Annotated in this window: 17 protein-coding genes and 1 riboswitch; of the genes, 7 read left to right on the top strand and 10 right to left on the bottom strand. The window is 65.9% G+C overall.

Features of this window, described 5'->3' with window-relative positions; genetic code table 11:
- Positions 1 to 27: 27 nt before the first annotated feature.
- The 5 genes from thiE to thiC form a co-directional block, all read right to left on the bottom strand.
- Positions 28 to 642, bottom strand: a complete 615-nt coding sequence (gene thiE, locus MasN3_RS05645) for a thiamine phosphate synthase (RefSeq protein ID WP_281914440.1) — start codon at positions 640 to 642, stop codon at positions 28 to 30.
- 28 nt (positions 643 to 670) lie between these two features.
- Complete coding sequence (thiD, locus tag MasN3_RS05640; protein ID WP_281912918.1) at positions 671 to 1,414, bottom strand: bifunctional hydroxymethylpyrimidine kinase/phosphomethylpyrimidine kinase; 744 nt, start codon at positions 1,412 to 1,414, stop codon at positions 671 to 673.
- Positions 1,414 to 2,208, bottom strand: a complete 795-nt coding sequence (locus tag MasN3_RS05635) for a thiazole synthase (protein ID WP_281912917.1) — start codon at positions 2,206 to 2,208, stop codon at positions 1,414 to 1,416. The genes thiD and MasN3_RS05635 overlap by 1 nt, the downstream gene beginning before the upstream one ends.
- A 126-nt stretch (positions 2,209 to 2,334) precedes the next feature.
- Positions 2,335 to 2,538, bottom strand: coding sequence for a sulfur carrier protein ThiS (gene thiS, locus MasN3_RS05630; RefSeq protein WP_281912916.1), 204 nt, complete (start codon positions 2,536 to 2,538; stop codon positions 2,335 to 2,337).
- Positions 2,538 to 4,451, bottom strand: a complete 1,914-nt coding sequence (thiC, locus tag MasN3_RS05625; RefSeq protein ID WP_281912915.1) for a phosphomethylpyrimidine synthase ThiC — start codon at positions 4,449 to 4,451, stop codon at positions 2,538 to 2,540. Before thiC ends, thiS begins: the two co-directional genes overlap by 1 nt.
- A gap of 68 nt (positions 4,452 to 4,519) precedes the next feature.
- A riboswitch (TPP riboswitch) is annotated at positions 4,520 to 4,625 on the bottom strand.
- Between the two features lie 90 nt (positions 4,626 to 4,715).
- On the opposite strand from thiC, the gene MasN3_RS05620 reads away from it, so the two are divergent.
- From MasN3_RS05620 to MasN3_RS05610, 3 genes are read left to right on the top strand one after another with little or no spacing between them, the layout of a single operon-like run.
- Positions 4,716 to 7,514, top strand: coding sequence for a valine--tRNA ligase (locus MasN3_RS05620; protein WP_281912914.1), 2,799 nt, complete (start codon positions 4,716 to 4,718; stop codon positions 7,512 to 7,514).
- Between the two features lie 58 nt (positions 7,515 to 7,572).
- Positions 7,573 to 8,277 carry a hypothetical protein gene (locus tag MasN3_RS05615; protein WP_281912912.1) on the top strand — a complete coding sequence of 235 codons (705 nt, stop codon included), beginning with the start codon at positions 7,573 to 7,575 and terminating at the stop codon, positions 8,275 to 8,277.
- Positions 8,278 to 8,323: 46 nt separating this feature from the next.
- A complete protein-coding gene (locus tag MasN3_RS05610; RefSeq protein WP_281912911.1) occupies positions 8,324 to 8,476 on the top strand; it encodes a hypothetical protein in 153 nt (50 codons plus the stop codon).
- Here the strand turns inward: MasN3_RS05610 and MasN3_RS05605 are convergent, their stop codons facing one another.
- Positions 8,477 to 9,463, bottom strand: coding sequence for a hypothetical protein (locus tag MasN3_RS05605; RefSeq protein WP_281912910.1), 987 nt, complete (start codon positions 9,461 to 9,463; stop codon positions 8,477 to 8,479). It lies immediately after the preceding gene.
- Positions 9,464 to 9,663: 200 nt separating this feature from the next.
- Here MasN3_RS05605 and MasN3_RS05600 point away from each other — a divergent pair, with 200 nt between their 5' ends.
- From MasN3_RS05600 to MasN3_RS05590, 3 genes are all read left to right on the top strand, one after another.
- Complete coding sequence (locus tag MasN3_RS05600; protein ID WP_281912909.1) at positions 9,664 to 10,110, top strand: DUF2147 domain-containing protein; 447 nt, start codon at positions 9,664 to 9,666, stop codon at positions 10,108 to 10,110.
- Positions 10,111 to 10,184: 74 nt separating this feature from the next.
- Positions 10,185 to 10,526 (top strand): SMR family transporter, encoded by a 342-nt coding sequence (locus MasN3_RS05595; protein WP_281912907.1) that lies wholly within the window; start codon positions 10,185 to 10,187, stop codon positions 10,524 to 10,526.
- Positions 10,527 to 10,616: 90 nt separating this feature from the next.
- Positions 10,617 to 11,039 carry a hypothetical protein gene (locus MasN3_RS05590; protein WP_281912906.1) on the top strand — a complete coding sequence of 141 codons (423 nt, stop codon included), beginning with the start codon at positions 10,617 to 10,619 and terminating at the stop codon, positions 11,037 to 11,039.
- A 311-nt stretch (positions 11,040 to 11,350) separates the two neighbouring features.
- On the opposite strand, the gene MasN3_RS05585 is transcribed toward MasN3_RS05590, so the two are convergent.
- Complete coding sequence (locus tag MasN3_RS05585; RefSeq protein WP_281912905.1) at positions 11,351 to 12,793, bottom strand: T6SS immunity protein Tli4 family protein; 1,443 nt, start codon at positions 12,791 to 12,793, stop codon at positions 11,351 to 11,353.
- Positions 12,790 to 13,290 carry a hypothetical protein gene (locus MasN3_RS05580; protein WP_281912904.1) on the bottom strand — a complete coding sequence of 167 codons (501 nt, stop codon included), beginning with the start codon at positions 13,288 to 13,290 and terminating at the stop codon, positions 12,790 to 12,792. The genes MasN3_RS05585 and MasN3_RS05580 overlap by 4 nt, the downstream gene beginning before the upstream one ends.
- Positions 13,291 to 13,428: 138 nt before the next feature.
- Here MasN3_RS05580 and MasN3_RS05575 point away from each other — a divergent pair, with 138 nt between their 5' ends.
- The gene (locus MasN3_RS05575) at positions 13,429 to 13,689 is read left to right on the top strand and encodes a hypothetical protein (protein WP_281912903.1); all 261 of its coding nucleotides are present in this window, start codon (positions 13,429 to 13,431) and stop codon (positions 13,687 to 13,689) included.
- Positions 13,690 to 13,850: 161 nt separating this feature from the next.
- On the opposite strand, the gene MasN3_RS05570 is transcribed toward MasN3_RS05575, so the two are convergent.
- Together MasN3_RS05570 and MasN3_RS05565 are read right to left on the bottom strand one after the other, a co-directional pair.
- Entirely contained in the window at positions 13,851 to 14,456 is a 606-nt protein-coding gene (locus tag MasN3_RS05570) for a response regulator transcription factor (RefSeq protein ID WP_281912901.1), read from the bottom strand.
- A complete protein-coding gene (locus MasN3_RS05565) occupies positions 14,453 to 15,565 on the bottom strand; it encodes a sensor histidine kinase (protein ID WP_281912899.1) in 1,113 nt (370 codons plus the stop codon). Before MasN3_RS05565 ends, MasN3_RS05570 begins: the two co-directional genes overlap by 4 nt.
- Positions 15,566 to 15,574 lie beyond the last annotated feature (9 nt).

The raw sequence follows: 15,574 nt of genomic DNA, 5'->3' as shown, positions 1-15,574 counted from the left end.
AGGAGTGGCAACGCTGCTATTGTATGTTCAGGCGTGCCGGAACAGCGCGCAGAACTCGCGTACCGCCGCTGCCGGGTCGGGCGCCGCGTAGACGCTGGTGATCGCCGCCACCATCGACGCGCCACGCTTTACCAGCGGAGCCGCGTTCTGCGGCGTCATGCCGCCGATCACCACCAACGGCAGGGACACGCGGTCGCGCCAGACCTCGACCAGTTCCGGTGGCGTGACGAAGCTGTACTTCTTGACCGGCGAAGGATAGAAGCCGCCGAAGGCCACGTAGCTGGCGCCGGCCTGGCGGGCGCTCTCGGCCAGCGTCAGCTCGCCGTAGCAGGAAGCGCCGACGATCTTGTCCGGTCCCAGCAGGGCGCGCGCCCCTGCCACCGACAGGTCCGTGCCGCCGACGTGCACGCCGTCGGCGCCGAGCTCGCGGCACAGGTCGACGTGGTCGTTGATCACGAGCGGCCGCCCGTGGCTGCGGCACAGCGCCAGCAAGGCTGCGGCCTGCTCGGTGCGCAAGGCCGGGCTGGCGCTCTTGTGGCGGTACTGCACCAGGGATGCGCCGGCGCCCAAGGCGGTGTCGGTGACCGCGAGCAGGCGCTCGGTGTCGTCCCAGTCCGGGGTGACGAGGTAGAGCCCTCGCATGAAGCGCTTGTCCAAGGATGATCCTTTCTCAGTGGGATTGGAGGATGCGGCGCGGGATGCGCTGCCCCGGCGCGATCCGGAAGGCCTGGGCCAGCGTTTGATGGCAGTAGTCCTGGGCGCGCTCGAGCGCTTGCGCCATCGGCTCGCCCAGCGCAAGGCGCGCCGCGATGGCGGCAGCCAGCGTGCAGCCGCTGCCGTGGTAGCTGTGCGGCAGGCGCGGCCAGCGCCAGGCGCGCTGCTCCACGCCGCCGTGCAGCCAGCGGTTGACGACCATGTCGCCTTCCCCATGGCCGCCCGTGACCAGCACGTGCTCGCAGGGCAGCGCGTCCAGCGCGGCGGCTTCGGGCAGGTTGGGCACCAGCACGGTGGCCAGCGGCAGCAGCCCGGCCAGCGCTGCGATCGCGCTGCCCTTGCCGAGCGCATCGCCGTGGCCGCTGGCCAGCACCGGGTCGAGCACGACCGGCAGGCCCGGGTCGGCCGCGCGCAGCCGGCGCAGCAGCCGGGCGATGGCGGCCGCGTTCTCGCGGCTGCCGGGAATGCCGATCTTCACCGCGTCGATGCCGCAGCAAGCGACCAGGGCCTCGGCCTGGCGCAGGACCAGGCCGGCGTCGACCGGCTGCACCTCGTGCACGCGGTTGTTGTCCTGGACGGTCAGGGCCGTCACCACCGGCAGCGCGTGGCCGCCGAGGGCGCCGATGGCGGCGATGTCCGCCGCCAGCCCTGCCCCGCCGCCGGGATCGAGCCCGGCGAACACCAGCACGGTGGGCACCATCAGGTGGCCATGCCCTGCAGCGGCGACGAGGGAGAGGCCGCGAAGCGCTTCGGCATGCGCCCCGCGCGGTAGGCTTCGCGCCCTGCGATCACCGCATGGCGCATCGCGCGCGCCATGCGCACCGGATCGCCGGCGGCCGCGATCGCGGTGTTCATGAGCACGCCGTCGCAGCCGAGCTCCATCGCGATGGCCGCATCCGAGGCCGTGCCGACGCCGGCATCGACCAGCACCGGCACGGTGGCCTGCTCGATGATGAGCGACAGGTTCCAGGGATTCACGATGCCCATGCCCGAACCGATGAGCGAGGCCAGCGGCATCACGGCCACGCAACCGATCTCCTGCAGGAGTCTGGCCTGCACCGGGTCGTCGCTGCAGTAAACCATCACGTCGAAGCCGTCTCGCACCAGGACTTCCGCCGCCTTGAGCGTTTCGGGCATCTGCGGGAACAGGGTCTTCTCGTCGCCCAGCACCTCCAGCTTGACGAGCTTGCGGCCGCCCAGCAGTTCGCGCGCCATCTGCAGGGTGTACACGGCGTCCTTGGCCGTGTAGCAGCCGGCCGTGTTGGGCAGGATGGTGAATTCGTTCAGGGGCAGCACGTCGAGCAGGCTGGGCGTGTTGGGGTCCTGGCCGATGTTCACGCGGCGGATCGCCACCGTGACGATCTCGGCGCCGGACGCCAGCGTGGCCTCGCGCGTCTGCGCCAGGTCGCGGTACTTGCCGCTGCCGACCAGCAGGCGCGAGTTGTACCGGCGGCCGGCGATTGTCAGGAAGTCGTTCTCTACGATTGTGTTCATTGTCATCTCCTCGTTCTTGTAGGGTGGTCGGCTCTGCCGACCGCGCGTTCGACTGACGGTCGCCCCGTGTCTGCTCATGCCGGAGCTGGACGCGCGGACGGCGAAGCCGTCCACCCTACGGTCAAGTCAGCCGCCGCCGATGGCGCGCACGATGTCTACCCGGTCGCGGGCCTGCAAGCGGCGCTGCGGCCACTGCGGGCGCGGCACCACTTCGCGGTTGACCGCGACCGCCACCGCCTGCTCCGCCAGGCCCAAGCGGCCGGCCAGGTCCAGCAGCGACACGCCGGCCGGCACCTGGTAGGGGGCGCCGTTCAGTTCGATCTCCGTCATCAGACCTCCCGGTACAGCTTGGCGCCGCCGCGCACGAACTCGATCGCCTTCTCTTCCATGCCTTTCGCCAGCGCGGCTTCTTCCTCCACCCCGCTGGCGGCCGCGTATGCGCGCACCTCCTGTGTGATCTTCATCGAGCAGAAATGCGGGCCGCACATCGAGCAGAAGTGGGCCACCTTGCTGGACTCCTTGGGCAGGGTCTCGTCGTGGAAGGCGCGCGCCTTGTCGGGGTCGAGGCCGAGGTTGAACTGGTCTTCCCAGCGGAATTCGAAGCGCGCTTTCGACAAGGCGTTGTCGCGCAGCTGGGCGCCGGGGTGGCCCTTGGCCAGGTCGGCCGCATGGGCGGCGATCTTGTAGGTGATGATGCCGTCCTTGACGTCCTGTTTATCCGGCAGGCCGAGGTGCTCCTTGGGCGTGACGTAGCACAGCATGGCGGTGCCGTACCAGCCGATGGTGGCGGCGCCGATGCCCGAGGTGATGTGGTCGTAGCCGGGCGCGATATCGGTGGTGAGCGGCCCCAGGGTGTAGAACGGCGCCTCGCTGCACTGCTCGAGCTGCAGGTCCATGTTTTCCTTGATCAGGTGCAGCGGCACATGGCCCGGACCCTCGATCATGGTCTGCACGTCGTGCTTCCACGCGACCTGGGTCAGTTCGCCCAGGGTCTTCAGTTCGGCCAATTGGGCCTCGTCGTTGGCGTCGTAGATCGAGCCGGGACGCAGGCCGTCGCCCAGGCTGAAGGACACGTCGTAGGCCTTCATGATCTCGCAGATGTCCTCGAAATGCGTGTACAGGAACGACTCCCGATGATGCGCCAGGCACCACTTGGCCATGATGGAACCGCCGCGCGACACGATGCCGGTCAGGCGCTTCGCCGTCATCGGCACATAGGCGAGGCGCACGCCGGCATGGATGGTGAAGTAGTCGACGCCCTGCTCGGCCTGCTCGATGAGCGTATCGCGGTAGATCTCCCAGGTGAGTTCCTCGGCCTTGCCGCCGACCTTTTCCAGCGCCTGGTAGATCGGCACCGTCCCGATCGGCACCGGCGAGTTACGGATGATCCATTCGCGCGTCTCGTGGATGTGCTTGCCGGTCGAGAGGTCCATTACGTTGTCGGCGCCCCAGCGGATCGCCCAGGTCATCTTCTCCACTTCCTCGCCGATCGACGACGTCACCGCGGAGTTGCCGATGTTGGCGTTGATCTTCACCAGGAAGTTGCGGCCGATGATCATCGGCTCGATCTCCGGGTGGTTGATGTTGGCCGGGATGATGGCGCGGCCGCGCGCCACCTCGTCGCGCACGAATTCGGGCGTGATCTCTTGCGGGATGCTGGCCCCGAAGGATTGTCCCGGGTGCTGGCGCGACAGCAGGCTGGCCACCCGTGCGCCCATCGGACCGGAATCGACCAGCGAGGCGATGTATTCCTTGCGGCGCAGGTTTTCGCGCAGGGCCACGAATTCCATCTCGGGCGTGACGATCCCCTGGCGCGCATAGTGCATCTGGGTGACGTTGCGCCCGCGGCTAGCGCGGCGCGGCGTGCGCTGCAGCTCGAAGCGCAGCGCCCTCAAGGCCGGATCGCGCAGGCGCGCCTTGCCGTATTCCGACGTCGGACCGGAGAGCTCTTCGGTATCGCCGCGCTCGAGGATCCACGGCAGGCGCGGCGTGGCCAGGCCGCGGCGGACGTCGATGCTGGCGGCCGGGTCGGTGTAGGGCCCGGAGGTGTCGTAGACGAACAGCGGCGGGTTCGCCTCGCCGCCGAAGCTGTCCGGCGTCGGCGATTGCGAGATCGCGCGCATCGGCACGCGGATGTCGGGCCGGCTGCCTTCGATGTAGACCTTGCGCGAGTTGGGGAAGGGTGCGATCGCCGCCTGGTCGACCATGGCGGTCGCGGCTTCAAACTTCAATGGTGCGTTCATGTGGCTCCTTTGCGGAGCCAGCAAAGGAGTGTGCCAGGATCGGCCAGGCAGGCGCATGCGCGCCCTGGGCCGTGTTCTGACTGCTTCCCTTCGCTGGCATTATCCAGATCAGGTTCGGAGGGTATTTCTCACCCGCGTGTCGCGTTTGCGACAGCAGGACCCCTAGCGTGTGCCGCGTCCGGCTTTCCGGAACGCAGCGGGCCGGATTATAGCGCCATCTACTCTATAATGGTTCTTTTCGCACAATTTTTAATTCACCACATCATGGAACTTGCCAAGTCTTTCGAGCCCGCAGACATTGAACAATACTGGCGCACCGAGTGGGAACAGCGCGGTTACTTCACCGCCACCATGGAAGACGGCAAGCCGTCGTTCAGCATCCAGCTGCCGCCGCCGAACGTCACGGGCACCCTGCACATGGGCCATGCCTTCAACCAGACCGTCATGGACGGCCTGACCCGCTACTACCGCATGCGCGGCTATAACACCGCGTGGATCCCGGGAACCGACCACGCCGGCATCGCCACCCAGATCGTGGTCGAGCGCCAGCTCGACGCGCAGAAGATCTCGCGCCATGACCTCGGCCGCGAAGCCTTCGTCGAGAAGGTCTGGGAGTGGAAGGAAAAGTCGGGCAACACCATCACCGGCCAGATGCGCCGCATGGGCACCTCGCCGGACTGGAAGCGCGAATACTTCACCATGGACGAGACCCGCTCGAAGGTCGTGTCGGAAGTCTTCGTACGCCTGTTCGAACAGGGCCTGATCTACCGCGGCAAGCGCCTGGTCAACTGGGACCCGGTGCTGGGCACGGCGGTCTCGGACCTGGAAGTCGATTCGCAGGAAGAAGACGGCTCGATGTGGTACATCAAGTACCCGCTCGCCGACGGCTCGGGCCACCTGACCGTCGCCACCACCCGTCCGGAAACCCTGCTGGGCGACGTCGCCGTGGCCGTGGACCCGACCGATGAGCGTTATACCCACCTGCACGGCAAGCTGCTCGACCTGCCGCTGACCGGCCGCCAGATTCCCGTCATCGCCGACAGCTACGTCGACAAGGAATTCGGCACCGGCTGCGTCAAGATCACCCCGGCCCACGACTTCAACGACTACGCGGTCGGCCAGCGTGCCCAGCTCGCGCCGATCAACATCTTCACCCTGGACGCCAGGATCAACGAGAACGGCCCGAGCCAGTACCAGGGCCTGGACCGCTTCGCCGCGCGCAAGCAGATCGTCGCCGACCTGGAAGCCCAAGGCCTGCTGGAACAGGTCAAGCCGCACAAGCTGATGGTGCCGCGCGGCGACCGCACGGGCGTCGTCATCGAGCCGATGCTGACCGACCAGTGGTTCGTCGCCATGAGCAAACCGGCGCCGGAAGGCACCTTCAACCCGGGCAAGTCGATCACCGAAGTCGCGCTCGAAAAAGTGGCGAACGGCGAGATCAAATTCGTGCCCGAGAACTGGACCACCACCTACAACCAGTGGCTGGGCAACATCCAGGACTGGTGCATCTCGCGCCAGTTGTGGTGGGGCCACCGCATCCCGGCCTGGTATGGCGAGAACGGCGAGATCGTGGTCGCCCGCAACGAAGAGGAAGCGAAAGCCAAGGCCGCCGCACAGGGGATCACCGGTGAATTGCGCCGCGACGACGACGTGCTGGATACCTGGTTCTCCTCGGCCCTGGTGCCCTTCTCCACCATGGGCTGGCCGGAAGAAACCCCGGACATGAAACACTTCCTGCCCTCCTCCGTCCTGGTGACCGGCTTCGACATCATCTTCTTCTGGGTCGCCCGCATGGTGATGATGACGAGCCACTTCACCGGCAAGGTGCCGTTCGAGACCGTGTACGTGCACGGCCTGGTGCGCGACAGCCAGGGCCAGAAGATGTCCAAGTCGAAGGGCAACACGCTCGATCCGATCGACCTGATCGACGGCATCGACGTCGAGGCGCTGGTAGCCAAGCGCACCACCGGCCTGATGGACCCGCGCGCCGCCGAAAAAATCGCGAAAGCCACCCGGAAGGAATTCCCGGAAGGGATCCCGGCCTTCGGCACCGACGCCGTGCGCTTCACCATGGCGAGCTACGCTTCGCTGGGCCGCAACATCAACTTCGACCTCGGCCGCTGCGAGGGCTACCGCAACTTCTGCAACAAGCTGTGGAACGCCACCCGCTTCGTGATGATGAACACGGAAGGCAAGGACTGCGGCCAGCCGGCCCCTAGCGACCTGTCGCAGGCCGACCGCTGGATCATCTCGCTGCTGAACCGCGTCGAACTCGACATCGCCAAGGGCTTCGCCGACTACCGCTTCGACAACATCGCCAGCAGCATCTACAACTTCGTCTGGTACGAATACTGCGACTGGTACCTGGAACTGGCCAAGGTCTCGGTCCAGCAGGGCAGCGAGGCGCAGCAGCGCGCCACCCGCCACACCCTGCTGCGCGTGCTGGAAGTGGTGCTGCGCCTGGCGCACCCGATCATCCCCTTCGTGACCGAAGCGCTGTGGCAGGCGATCGCGCCGCTGGCCGGCAAGACCGGTGACAGCATCATGCTGCAGCCCTACCCGCTGGCCGATACCTCGTTCGTGAGCGAAGAGGCGGAAGCCTGGATGGAGCAGCTCAAGGCCCTGATCGACGCCACCCGCAACCTGCGCGGCGAGATGTCGCTGTCGCCGTCGGTACGCGTGCCGCTGATCGTCGAGCCGGGCAATGCGGCCGAGCGCGAGCGCCTGGCGGTGTTCGCCCCCTACATCCAGGCGCTCGGCAAGCTGGCCGAGGTGCAGATCGTCGACACGCTGCCGGAATCGCCGGCCGCCGTGTCGATCGTCGGCACCACCAAGCTGATGCTGAAGGTCGAGATCGACGTCGCCGCCGAGCGCGAGCGCCTCTCCAAAGAGATCGCCCGCCTGCAGGGCGAGATCGCCAAGGCCAGCGCCAAGCTGTACAACGAAAGCTTCGTCGCGCGCGCCCCGGCCGCGGTGGTGGAGCAGGAGAAGGAACGCGTGGCGAACTTCTCGGCCACCCTGGCCAAGATGCAGGAACAGCTGGCGAAGCTGCCGGCCGCCTGAGCAAGGCGGGTAGCGGGCGGCGTACGCCGCCTGCTGCCGTAAAGGGGCATACTGTCGCATGCCCGAGACCGACCTATCCCTCCAGTGGCACATCCGCGACAACTGGACCGCCCGCGGCGCTGTCCTGGTGACGGCGGCGCTGAACGCCCTGCTGATCAATAATCCGAGCAGCCTTCCCTGGTGGCTGGCCGCAGCGGTCGAAGTGGCGCTGCTGGTGCCGCTATCGATTGCCACCGCCTGGACCCATGGCGAAATGCGGCGCGCTACCCATGCCCAGCACTGGATCCGCATCGGGCATCACCGGCGTCGTGTCCGCCACGCCGCGGTGGCGCTGACGGCCCTCATTACCCTCATCAATTTCTCTTCCCTGTATGCCGTGCTCGCGGCTCTGCTGCATGGCGCCAGGCAGGCGACCGGGCACAGCCTGCTGGTCGATGCGCTCAACATCTGGTTCACCAATGTCGTGGTGTTCGCCCTGTGGTTCTGGAACATCGACCGTGGCGGCCCGGCCACGCGCGCCCTGTCCCAACGCCCGCCGGACCTGATGTTTCCGCAGATGAGCTCAGGTTGGCCGGAGCACCGTGCATGGACCCCGGGATTTTTCGACTACCTGTTTGTCTCATTCACCAATGCGACCGCGTTTTCGCCGACCGACACGCTGCCGCTGAGCGTGCGCGCCAAGCTGCTGTTCATGGTGGAGTCGGGTGTTTCGCTGCTGACCGTCGCGCTGGTCGCGGCGCGCGCGGTCAATATCTTGTCATGAGCCGGTGCCTGCGCCCGGGCAGCGGCGATACGTTTCAGGAGCTCGCATGGACGACGAATACGATGTGCGCGGTCTTCACGAAGACGCCCTCGGCAAGGCCGCGGAAGCGTGCGACGACAGCGTGGCGCGGCGCAGCACTGGCCGGGCCCGGCGCGGCGCTGTCCGCCTCGTTCGTCGCGCACTGACCCGGGCGGCCTAGCTAGCGCCCCGCGTGCGCAGCGCGCAGCTTGTCCACCGCCCCCAGTACCGCGGTGCGCGCCGCGCCGCAGTCGAGCTTGGCCATCTGCTGCATGCTCATTCCCTTCCCGACCTCTTCCGCCACCAGGTAGCCCAGGTAGTAGCCGCGCCGCGCCGGCAAGCCGGTCCCGTCGTTTCCGCTGCCGTAGAACAGCCCCGCATAGACAGCCTGGTCCTCGCTGTCCAGCTTCCCCTGGACGTCGTCCAGCGCGCGCTGGAGTTCCTTGCGCGTGTCGGCGACCAGGTTGCGCGGGAAGTCGAGCAGCAGTTCGGCATCGTTCGCGGACGGATTCATGCGCTTGGCCACGTAGGTGGCCAGGCCTTCGTTCCACAGAGAGGCCCAGATCGGTTCGCTCTTGCACCCCATGTCGTGGTAGTCGTGGAACAGCTCGTGGTGAAAGAAGGCCGCTTCGTCGCCATCGCCGTGCACCTTGACCATCACGTCGGCGCCGAAGATGAAATACACCTTGCCGTCGATGTTGCGGGTGCCGCCGTCCATTTCGCCGAGCGAGTGCAGGAACCAGACGTCGGTCGCGGCCGGGTAGTCCGGGAAGGCGGCGCGGAAGCTGGCGATGTGCGCCGGCAGATCCTGGGTGAAGCGCGCCACCTTCTTCATGTAGGCGTCGCGCATCGCCGGGAATTCGGCGCGCGCCTTGGCCAGGTCGGCGTCGCGCTGCTCGGCACTGCGGCGCCCCTCGAAGCGCTCGGCGCCGTAGAAGCCAGGCAGGCGCGACGCGACGCTCGCCTTGAAGTCCTGCAGGAAGTCGGCATCGGGCTTGCCCGCGTTGCGGTCGAAGACGGTCGTGAAGCCGCTCGCCAGGTCGTGCACCTTCATGACGGGAGCGGGCGCAGGGGTGCCGGCAGCGGCGCCGGCCGTGAGGGCGGCGCCCAGCAGAAGCAAGAACAGATGCGGGAACAAGTGCGAGGGAAAACGGGAAAAGCGCTTCACGGTATGCGGTCCTCTCAAGAATGCGGAATCGTATCGACATCGATACGGCCGGCATGTCACCAAAATGCCGCAATGTTGTCAATATATGCATGTCGTTTGCCGTCTGTGGCAATTGGAGGACATCCTCGGATTCCGGCGTCCACTTGGCGCACCGGGTTTGCTACACTCTGCCGTACCAATAACAAACCTGGAGACAGCAAATGCGACAACTGATGAAGGCAGGCCTGATTGCCATGATGTTCGCAATGCCGGCGGCATGGGCGCAGAACGCCTCGCCGGCGGGCACCTGGAAAACGATCGACGACGAAACCGGCAAGCCGAAGTCTCTCGTGCGCATCACCGAGGAAAACGGCGTTTTGACCGGCAAGATCGAGAAGCTGTTCCGCACGGCCGACCAGGACCAGAACCCGAAATGCACCGCCTGTGAAGGCGCGCGCAAGGATCAGCCGATCATCGGCATGACCATCCTGTCCGGCCTCAAGAAAGACGGCAACGAATACACCGGCGGCGAAATCCTCGATCCGTCCAAGGGCAAGACCTACAAGAGCAAGGCGTCCCTGAAGGACAACGGCAGCAAGCTGGAAGTGCGCGGCTACATCGGCGCGCCAATGTTCGGCCGTTCGCAGACCTGGGTCCGCGAACAGTAATCCGCGCAGCGGCCCCACGGTCCGGCATCGCGCGGACCTGGCGGCCGCTCCCGACGCGCCGGTATGATGGGCGCATGACCCATACCCAAGCCTATCTCTACCTCGCCTTCGCCATCGTCACGGAGGTGATCGGCACCACCGCGCTCAAGGCTTCCGACAGCTTCACCCGGCCGGTCCCGAGCCTGATCACGGTAATCTGCTACGCGCTCTCCTTCTACCTGTTGACCTTCAGCCTGCGCGTGCTGCCTACGGGGATTGCCTACGCGATCTGGTCGGCGGTCGGCATCGTGCTGATCTCCCTGATCAGCTGGTTTGTCTACGGACAGCGCCTCGACCTACCCGCGATCGCCGGGCTCGGGCTGATCATCGCGGGCGTGGGGGTGATCAATCTGTTCTCGAAGAGCGTCAACCACTAGTCCATTCGCGCGCCGCAACAATTGTATTTTGGGTAACTTCTCGTATTGCTGAGTTGTGATGACAACGAATTCAATACGAGGAAAAGTCGAATGATCTTCTTGCGTCTGGCCTGCCTGATGGCCGGGATTCTGGTACTGGTGGCGCCTCCGGTCGTGCTGTTCCCGAAGGGCGCCTCCGCGCCCGGAGTAGCGCACTCCGCCGCCCTGCTGGCGGCCATGCTGCTGGCCGCGTCGGGCTTCTTCTTCATCGGCATGGCCGGCCATCGCATCAAGCGCTCGCCCGCGCTGGGCCGGGCATCCGCCGCCGCGCTGCTGCTCACCTTCGTGGCGGGCAGCGCGGTCCTGTGGGGCAGCGCCGAGCCGACCGCCCTGTGGCTGAGCGGGGCCCTGCTCGGCTTCACGCTGATCGTCTCGCTCGCGCTGGCCCTCCTGATGCTGCAGGAACCGAGCGCGGGCCGCGTGCGCGCCCGCGAAGGCCGCCAGTCGCGCCTGTCGGTGGTGCATCGTCTCTGACGAAATGCTGCCGCTCGGGCGAGCTTGCTGCTCGAATCGACATGACAGCGACTAGCCAAATGCATCGCCGGTTGGCATGCCAGCGTTGGCCTCCGGCGCTGCTGCGAACCGCATCAATTGCCAGGTTCCCCGGCGCTGGATCAGGTTCATAGTGCGCGAAGTCTTGCCTGAAGCCCGCCCAGGGACCGCGAAGGTCGCCGCAGGCAGAAGGCTCCCTTGCGCAAACCAGCGTGTTCCGTCGAGCGCACCCGATTCCTGGCAGTGCCACCAGCCGCTTGCGGGACAGGGGTTGCCCGTCACGGCGTAGGCACCTACCGGAGCCTGCTCGAGCGCGCCTGTTCCCGCTGCTGCCGTGCTGGCTGCGGCTGGCGTGGCGGATGCGGCTTGGGCCAGCGGCTCGGTCGGCGTAAGCCGCCGGCGGCTTCTCTTGTCCACCAATCGCCAAGCCGTCTGGTCATGGGCCTCGTAGCTCGGTTGCACGCCGCGCAACCTGTCCCACAGGGTCGGCTGTGGGAGCAGCAATGCCTGCGGCATGCGTTCGCCCTGGCGGATGTACTGCCGTTCGCCGCCATGCACCTTCGTGCCGTTGCCGCCGTCGCCGCACTGCCACCAACCCGTTTGGGGACAAGTGTCGCCCGCAGACGTATGGGTGCCGAGGGGCGGAGATGTGGACTCGACCGCACTGAGCTTTGGCGCCTGCGTAGACGGATACGGATACTGGACGAAATCTTGTCCCAGAGCGCGATGGCCGCCGGTTCCGACAGCGAGGATCGCACCGGCTCGTGCTCGCCGCTGCCGGTTTTCATCGTCAGCTCTACAGTTGGAACATACACATTGTCCTCGGTTCCAATCACTTCCCAACGGAATCCGTAGACGATGGCAAAATTTTCCTCAATCACCCGCTCGACGAGTTCGTCACCGGTCAGTCCGCCGATTGTACGCGGCGCGGCGCGCAGGTTCGTAAAGCGTGCGCTGATCAAGGGGCCTGCCCGGGCATGAGAAGCAGCGGCCCGCTCCAGAAGACCTTTGTCGACTGGATCGAGGCCGGCCGTCGTGTCGAATTTGATGTCGATGTCGGGGTGGCTTGGCAAGCCGGCCATCACGACAACCCGCTCGCCGTAGGCTGCCTCGAGCGGCTCCCGCACATAGACACGGTCCAAGCAGAAACCTGGCTCGGTAGGAATGCGGTTGTCAGGGTTGACGACTATTTGGGTAACCAGCTTGATGAGGTTTTCCAATGCCTCTGGCAAGAATTCGTCGCCTGATACTTCGACGCTGATGCCATTGCCATGCAAATGCGCCTCGAGTGTGAGGTCTTCAAAGTGATATCGCTCTCGTTTATCCCCGTTCAATTGCCAGCCGTCAAATACCCGACGTCCGTGCATGAATATCTTTCCCTTAAGACCGTTTTCGGTCTTCACCTCCCTGACCAGTTCCAGGTTCTTGTTTCCCTCGTTCCAGTCCGGCTTCGCCCTGATCTCTGCTTCTCGCTGCGTCATCCGGGCGTCAAATGCTTCTGCGCTTTCGGGGTCGGCGCTGATGCTGAAGGCCCTAACGCTGCCCAAAAACACATTGAACTCCGTCTCTTGTGGCAGGTCGATCAGCATTCGACCAATGCACACGGTTTTCATCTTTTCCGTCATTTTCCCCACCTTATACAGATCCTGCACCGCGCCTACTGCCCATGTGCCTGTCAATGCCGCAACTGCCACGGCCAGCGCAATGACCCACTTTTTCTTGAATATCGGCTTCATTTCGGCAGTCCTTGTACGATCCTGACAATCAGGCGAAGCGTAAGCATCAGCATCTCTTCACTCCTATACGATCCTTGATGGTCGTAGCCGCGCGTCTCGAACAACTGCTGGATCTTTCCAGCCGGTCCGGCACCAGATTGGTGGGGAACAGTTCCGTCGCCGCGAGCATCTGGCGGTTCCACCCTGAAGAGCATCTGTCCCGAAGATTCGACGCCTACAAGGCGCCCATCGGAGTAATGACGAATGAAGGTGCCGCCGTTGACTCTTGCCGGGGTGAGGGCGGCGCGCGACTCAGGCGCCTTTCGGCCGACCCAGCGCACCTGGCCGAACGCACGTTGGTCGGGATCGCCCCCGTAGAAGGCATAGGTGTTGGGATGGTAGTAGTCGCCCAAGCGCTTTGTGTGAAACCGCTCCGCCGCATTAATCGCTACCTTGATGGCCTCGTCCACACTGAGCTTGCTATTTTTTGACTCGTACTTCTTAGCTGGATCAGCCAACGCGGGATCGACCAGGCGATACCATGAAGTCAGGTCGCGATAAAAATCGTAGGGGTTAGGACTTCCTTCATTGGGAATGCATACGCACTCAAGAACTTATCTGAGCGCGGTTTGCTCTTGGCCTTCAGGTTGGTCCCCATGATGCCGGGCACGACGACCACGGGCACGGTGCTGTTCGCAGGCATTAATGCCAATCCGCGGATCTTGAAGTCGACCGAGGTGGTGACAGACATTGCCGACCAGCCCCCGTTGGGCAAGGGCAGCAGGGGCTGCAAAGGACGTGTCGGTTCTGGCATGGACGTGGACGGCAGCGCGTATCGTCAAGATCGTGATACTGACATGTACACGCCAGCGCTTTCTTGCGACGGCACAACGCGTCAGAAAGCGGATTTCTTATGAGAAAAACTCAGGAGGATGATCCGTTCGCGGCCAGCGCCACCGTGACATGCTGTTGCGCGTGCGCAGCTTTCTGATCTCGCCCTCACGCTGGCTTTATCGTGGCTTCATCTACCCGCTGGTCACATGCCGCCTTTGCCGCAAGGCGATGGTGGCCCAGTACGCTACAGCCAGCCGGCGTCGCGCGCCATCCGATAGGCCTCGACCCGGTTGGCGGCGCCCAGCTTGCTGATCGCCTCGGACAGGTAGTTGCGCACCGTCCCTTCCGACAGGTGCACCTGACGCGCGATGTCGGCGCTGGCGCGCCCTTCCCCGGCCAGGCGCAGCACCTGGCGTTCGCGCTCGGTGAGCGGATCGGCGCCGCCGCTCCAGCTTTCCAGCGCCAGCTCGGGTGCGATCGCGCGCCCGCCGGCGTGCACCGCCCGGATCGCCGCCGCGAGCGCATCCACCGACGCATCCTTGAGCAGGTAGCCGCGCACCCCCGCCTCCAGGGCGCGGCGCAGATAGCCGCTGCGCCCGAAGGTGGTCACCACGATCAGCTTCGGCGGCAAGCGGCGCTCCTTCAGCTCGGCCGCCAGTTCCAGCCCGGTCATCAGGGGCATCTCGATGTCGGTCAGGACGATATCCGGCTGCAGCCGCTCGCACATGGCGAGGGCTTCCCTGCCGTTGGTGGCGGCGCCGACGACCTCGAAGTCGGGCTCCAGCCGCAGCAGCGCGGCCATCGCGCCCAGCACCAGGGCCTGGTCTTCGGCCAGCAGGATGCGAATCATGAGGACACTCCGGCAAGCACGCGCAGTTCGAGTTCGAGGCCGGCGCGCGCGCGCAGCGCCAGCCTGCCGCCGAGCGACTGGGCGCGCTCGCGCATGCCGCACAAGCCGTTGCCGTGGCGGATGTCGGCCTCGCTGCGCGCCTGGCCGTCATCCAGCACGCGCAGCACCGCCACGCCGTGTTCCAGTCCCAGGGACACGCTGCAGCGGCGCGCGCCGGCATGGCGCACCACGTTGGTGACCGCCTCGCGCAGCGCCAGCGCCAGCACGTTCTCGGCGGCCGGCGCCAGCTCGAAACGCTCTACCTGTTCTTCCAGCGTGACGTCGGCCGCCGCCAGGCTGGCGCGGGCGCTTGCCAGCGCGTGTCCCAGCCCCTTCTCGCGGTAGCCCGTCACGGCGGCGCGCACTTCGGCCAGGGCCTGGCGCGCGCTGGTTTCGATGTCGCCCACTTCGCGCGCGCAGGCATCGACGTCGCGGTGCGCCAGCTTGCGCGCCAGTTCGGCCTTCAGCGCGATCAGCGAGAGCGAATGCCCGAGCAGGTCGTGCAGGTCGCGCGAGATGCGTTCGCGCTCGGCGATCGTGGCCAGGTGCTCGACCTCTTCCTGCTTGCGCATCAGCTCCTGGCGCGAGCGGCGCAGACGCGCATCCATGAAGGCGCCCATGCCCACCGGCAGGCCGGCGGTCAGGAGCGGCATCAGGAAGATGAAGCGCATCTGCCCTTGCTTGACCAGCAGCGAGACGAGCAGGCCGCAGCCGATCACGGCGCCGATGGCCAGCATGGCGTGCCTGAACTGCCTGATCCGTGCGGCCATGGCGCAGGCGAAGATGAAGAAGGTGGCCGCGCCGACGTTCCAGCGCACCCAAGCGGCGCCGAGCAGGCAGCCGGCCAGCATGCAGGCCGCCACCTGCCAGCCGCGCGCCCAGTAGCTGGCGAAGTACAGCGGCAGGAACAGCATCACGGTCAAGGCCAGCAGGGCCAGCTCGAGCGCCGTGGGCGTAACGTAGAAATACTTCCATCCCAGGTAGCCGAGACTGAGCAGCCAGAAGTAGGGCATCTTGCCCAGTTCGGGCGGGGTCCATGGTCCGGCCAGCACTTGCCTGATCTTGTTCATGTCGTGGGA

The organism is Massilia varians (genome assembly GCF_027923905.1).
GTDB lineage: Bacteria > Pseudomonadota > Gammaproteobacteria > Burkholderiales > Burkholderiaceae_D > Telluria > Telluria varians_B.
This window is presented reverse-complemented; position numbering and strand designations above follow the sequence as displayed.

What these genes read in the sequence shown, in the direction of transcription:
- thiE (WP_281914440.1), bottom strand. Translation starts at nt 642, where the DNA reads ATGCGAGGGCTCTACCTCGTCACCCCGGACTGGGACGACACCGAGCGC.
- thiD (WP_281912918.1), bottom strand. Translation starts at nt 1,414, where the DNA reads ATGGTGCCCACCGTGCTGGTGTTCGCCGGGCTCGATCCCGGCGGCGGG.
- MasN3_RS05635 (WP_281912917.1), bottom strand. Translation starts at nt 2,208, where the DNA reads ATGAACACAATCGTAGAGAACGACTTCCTGACAATCGCCGGCCGCCGG.
- thiS (WP_281912916.1), bottom strand. Translation starts at nt 2,538, where the DNA reads ATGACGGAGATCGAACTGAACGGCGCCCCCTACCAGGTGCCGGCCGGC.
- thiC (WP_281912915.1), bottom strand. Translation starts at nt 4,451, where the DNA reads ATGAACGCACCATTGAAGTTTGAAGCCGCGACCGCCATGGTCGACCAG.
- MasN3_RS05620 (WP_281912914.1), top strand. Translation starts at nt 4,716, where the DNA reads ATGGAACTTGCCAAGTCTTTCGAGCCCGCAGACATTGAACAATACTGG.
- MasN3_RS05615 (WP_281912912.1), top strand. Translation starts at nt 7,573, where the DNA reads ATGCCCGAGACCGACCTATCCCTCCAGTGGCACATCCGCGACAACTGG.
- MasN3_RS05610 (WP_281912911.1), top strand. Translation starts at nt 8,324, where the DNA reads ATGGACGACGAATACGATGTGCGCGGTCTTCACGAAGACGCCCTCGGC.
- MasN3_RS05600 (WP_281912909.1), top strand. Translation starts at nt 9,664, where the DNA reads ATGCGACAACTGATGAAGGCAGGCCTGATTGCCATGATGTTCGCAATG.
- MasN3_RS05595 (WP_281912907.1), top strand. Translation starts at nt 10,185, where the DNA reads ATGACCCATACCCAAGCCTATCTCTACCTCGCCTTCGCCATCGTCACG.
- MasN3_RS05590 (WP_281912906.1), top strand. Translation starts at nt 10,617, where the DNA reads ATGATCTTCTTGCGTCTGGCCTGCCTGATGGCCGGGATTCTGGTACTG.
- MasN3_RS05585 (WP_281912905.1), bottom strand. Translation starts at nt 12,793, where the DNA reads ATGAAGCCGATATTCAAGAAAAAGTGGGTCATTGCGCTGGCCGTGGCA.
- MasN3_RS05575 (WP_281912903.1), top strand. Translation starts at nt 13,429, where the DNA reads ATGATGCCGGGCACGACGACCACGGGCACGGTGCTGTTCGCAGGCATT.
- MasN3_RS05570 (WP_281912901.1), bottom strand. Translation starts at nt 14,456, where the DNA reads ATGATTCGCATCCTGCTGGCCGAAGACCAGGCCCTGGTGCTGGGCGCG.
- MasN3_RS05565 (WP_281912899.1), bottom strand. Translation starts at nt 15,565, where the DNA reads ATGAACAAGATCAGGCAAGTGCTGGCCGGACCATGGACCCCGCCCGAA.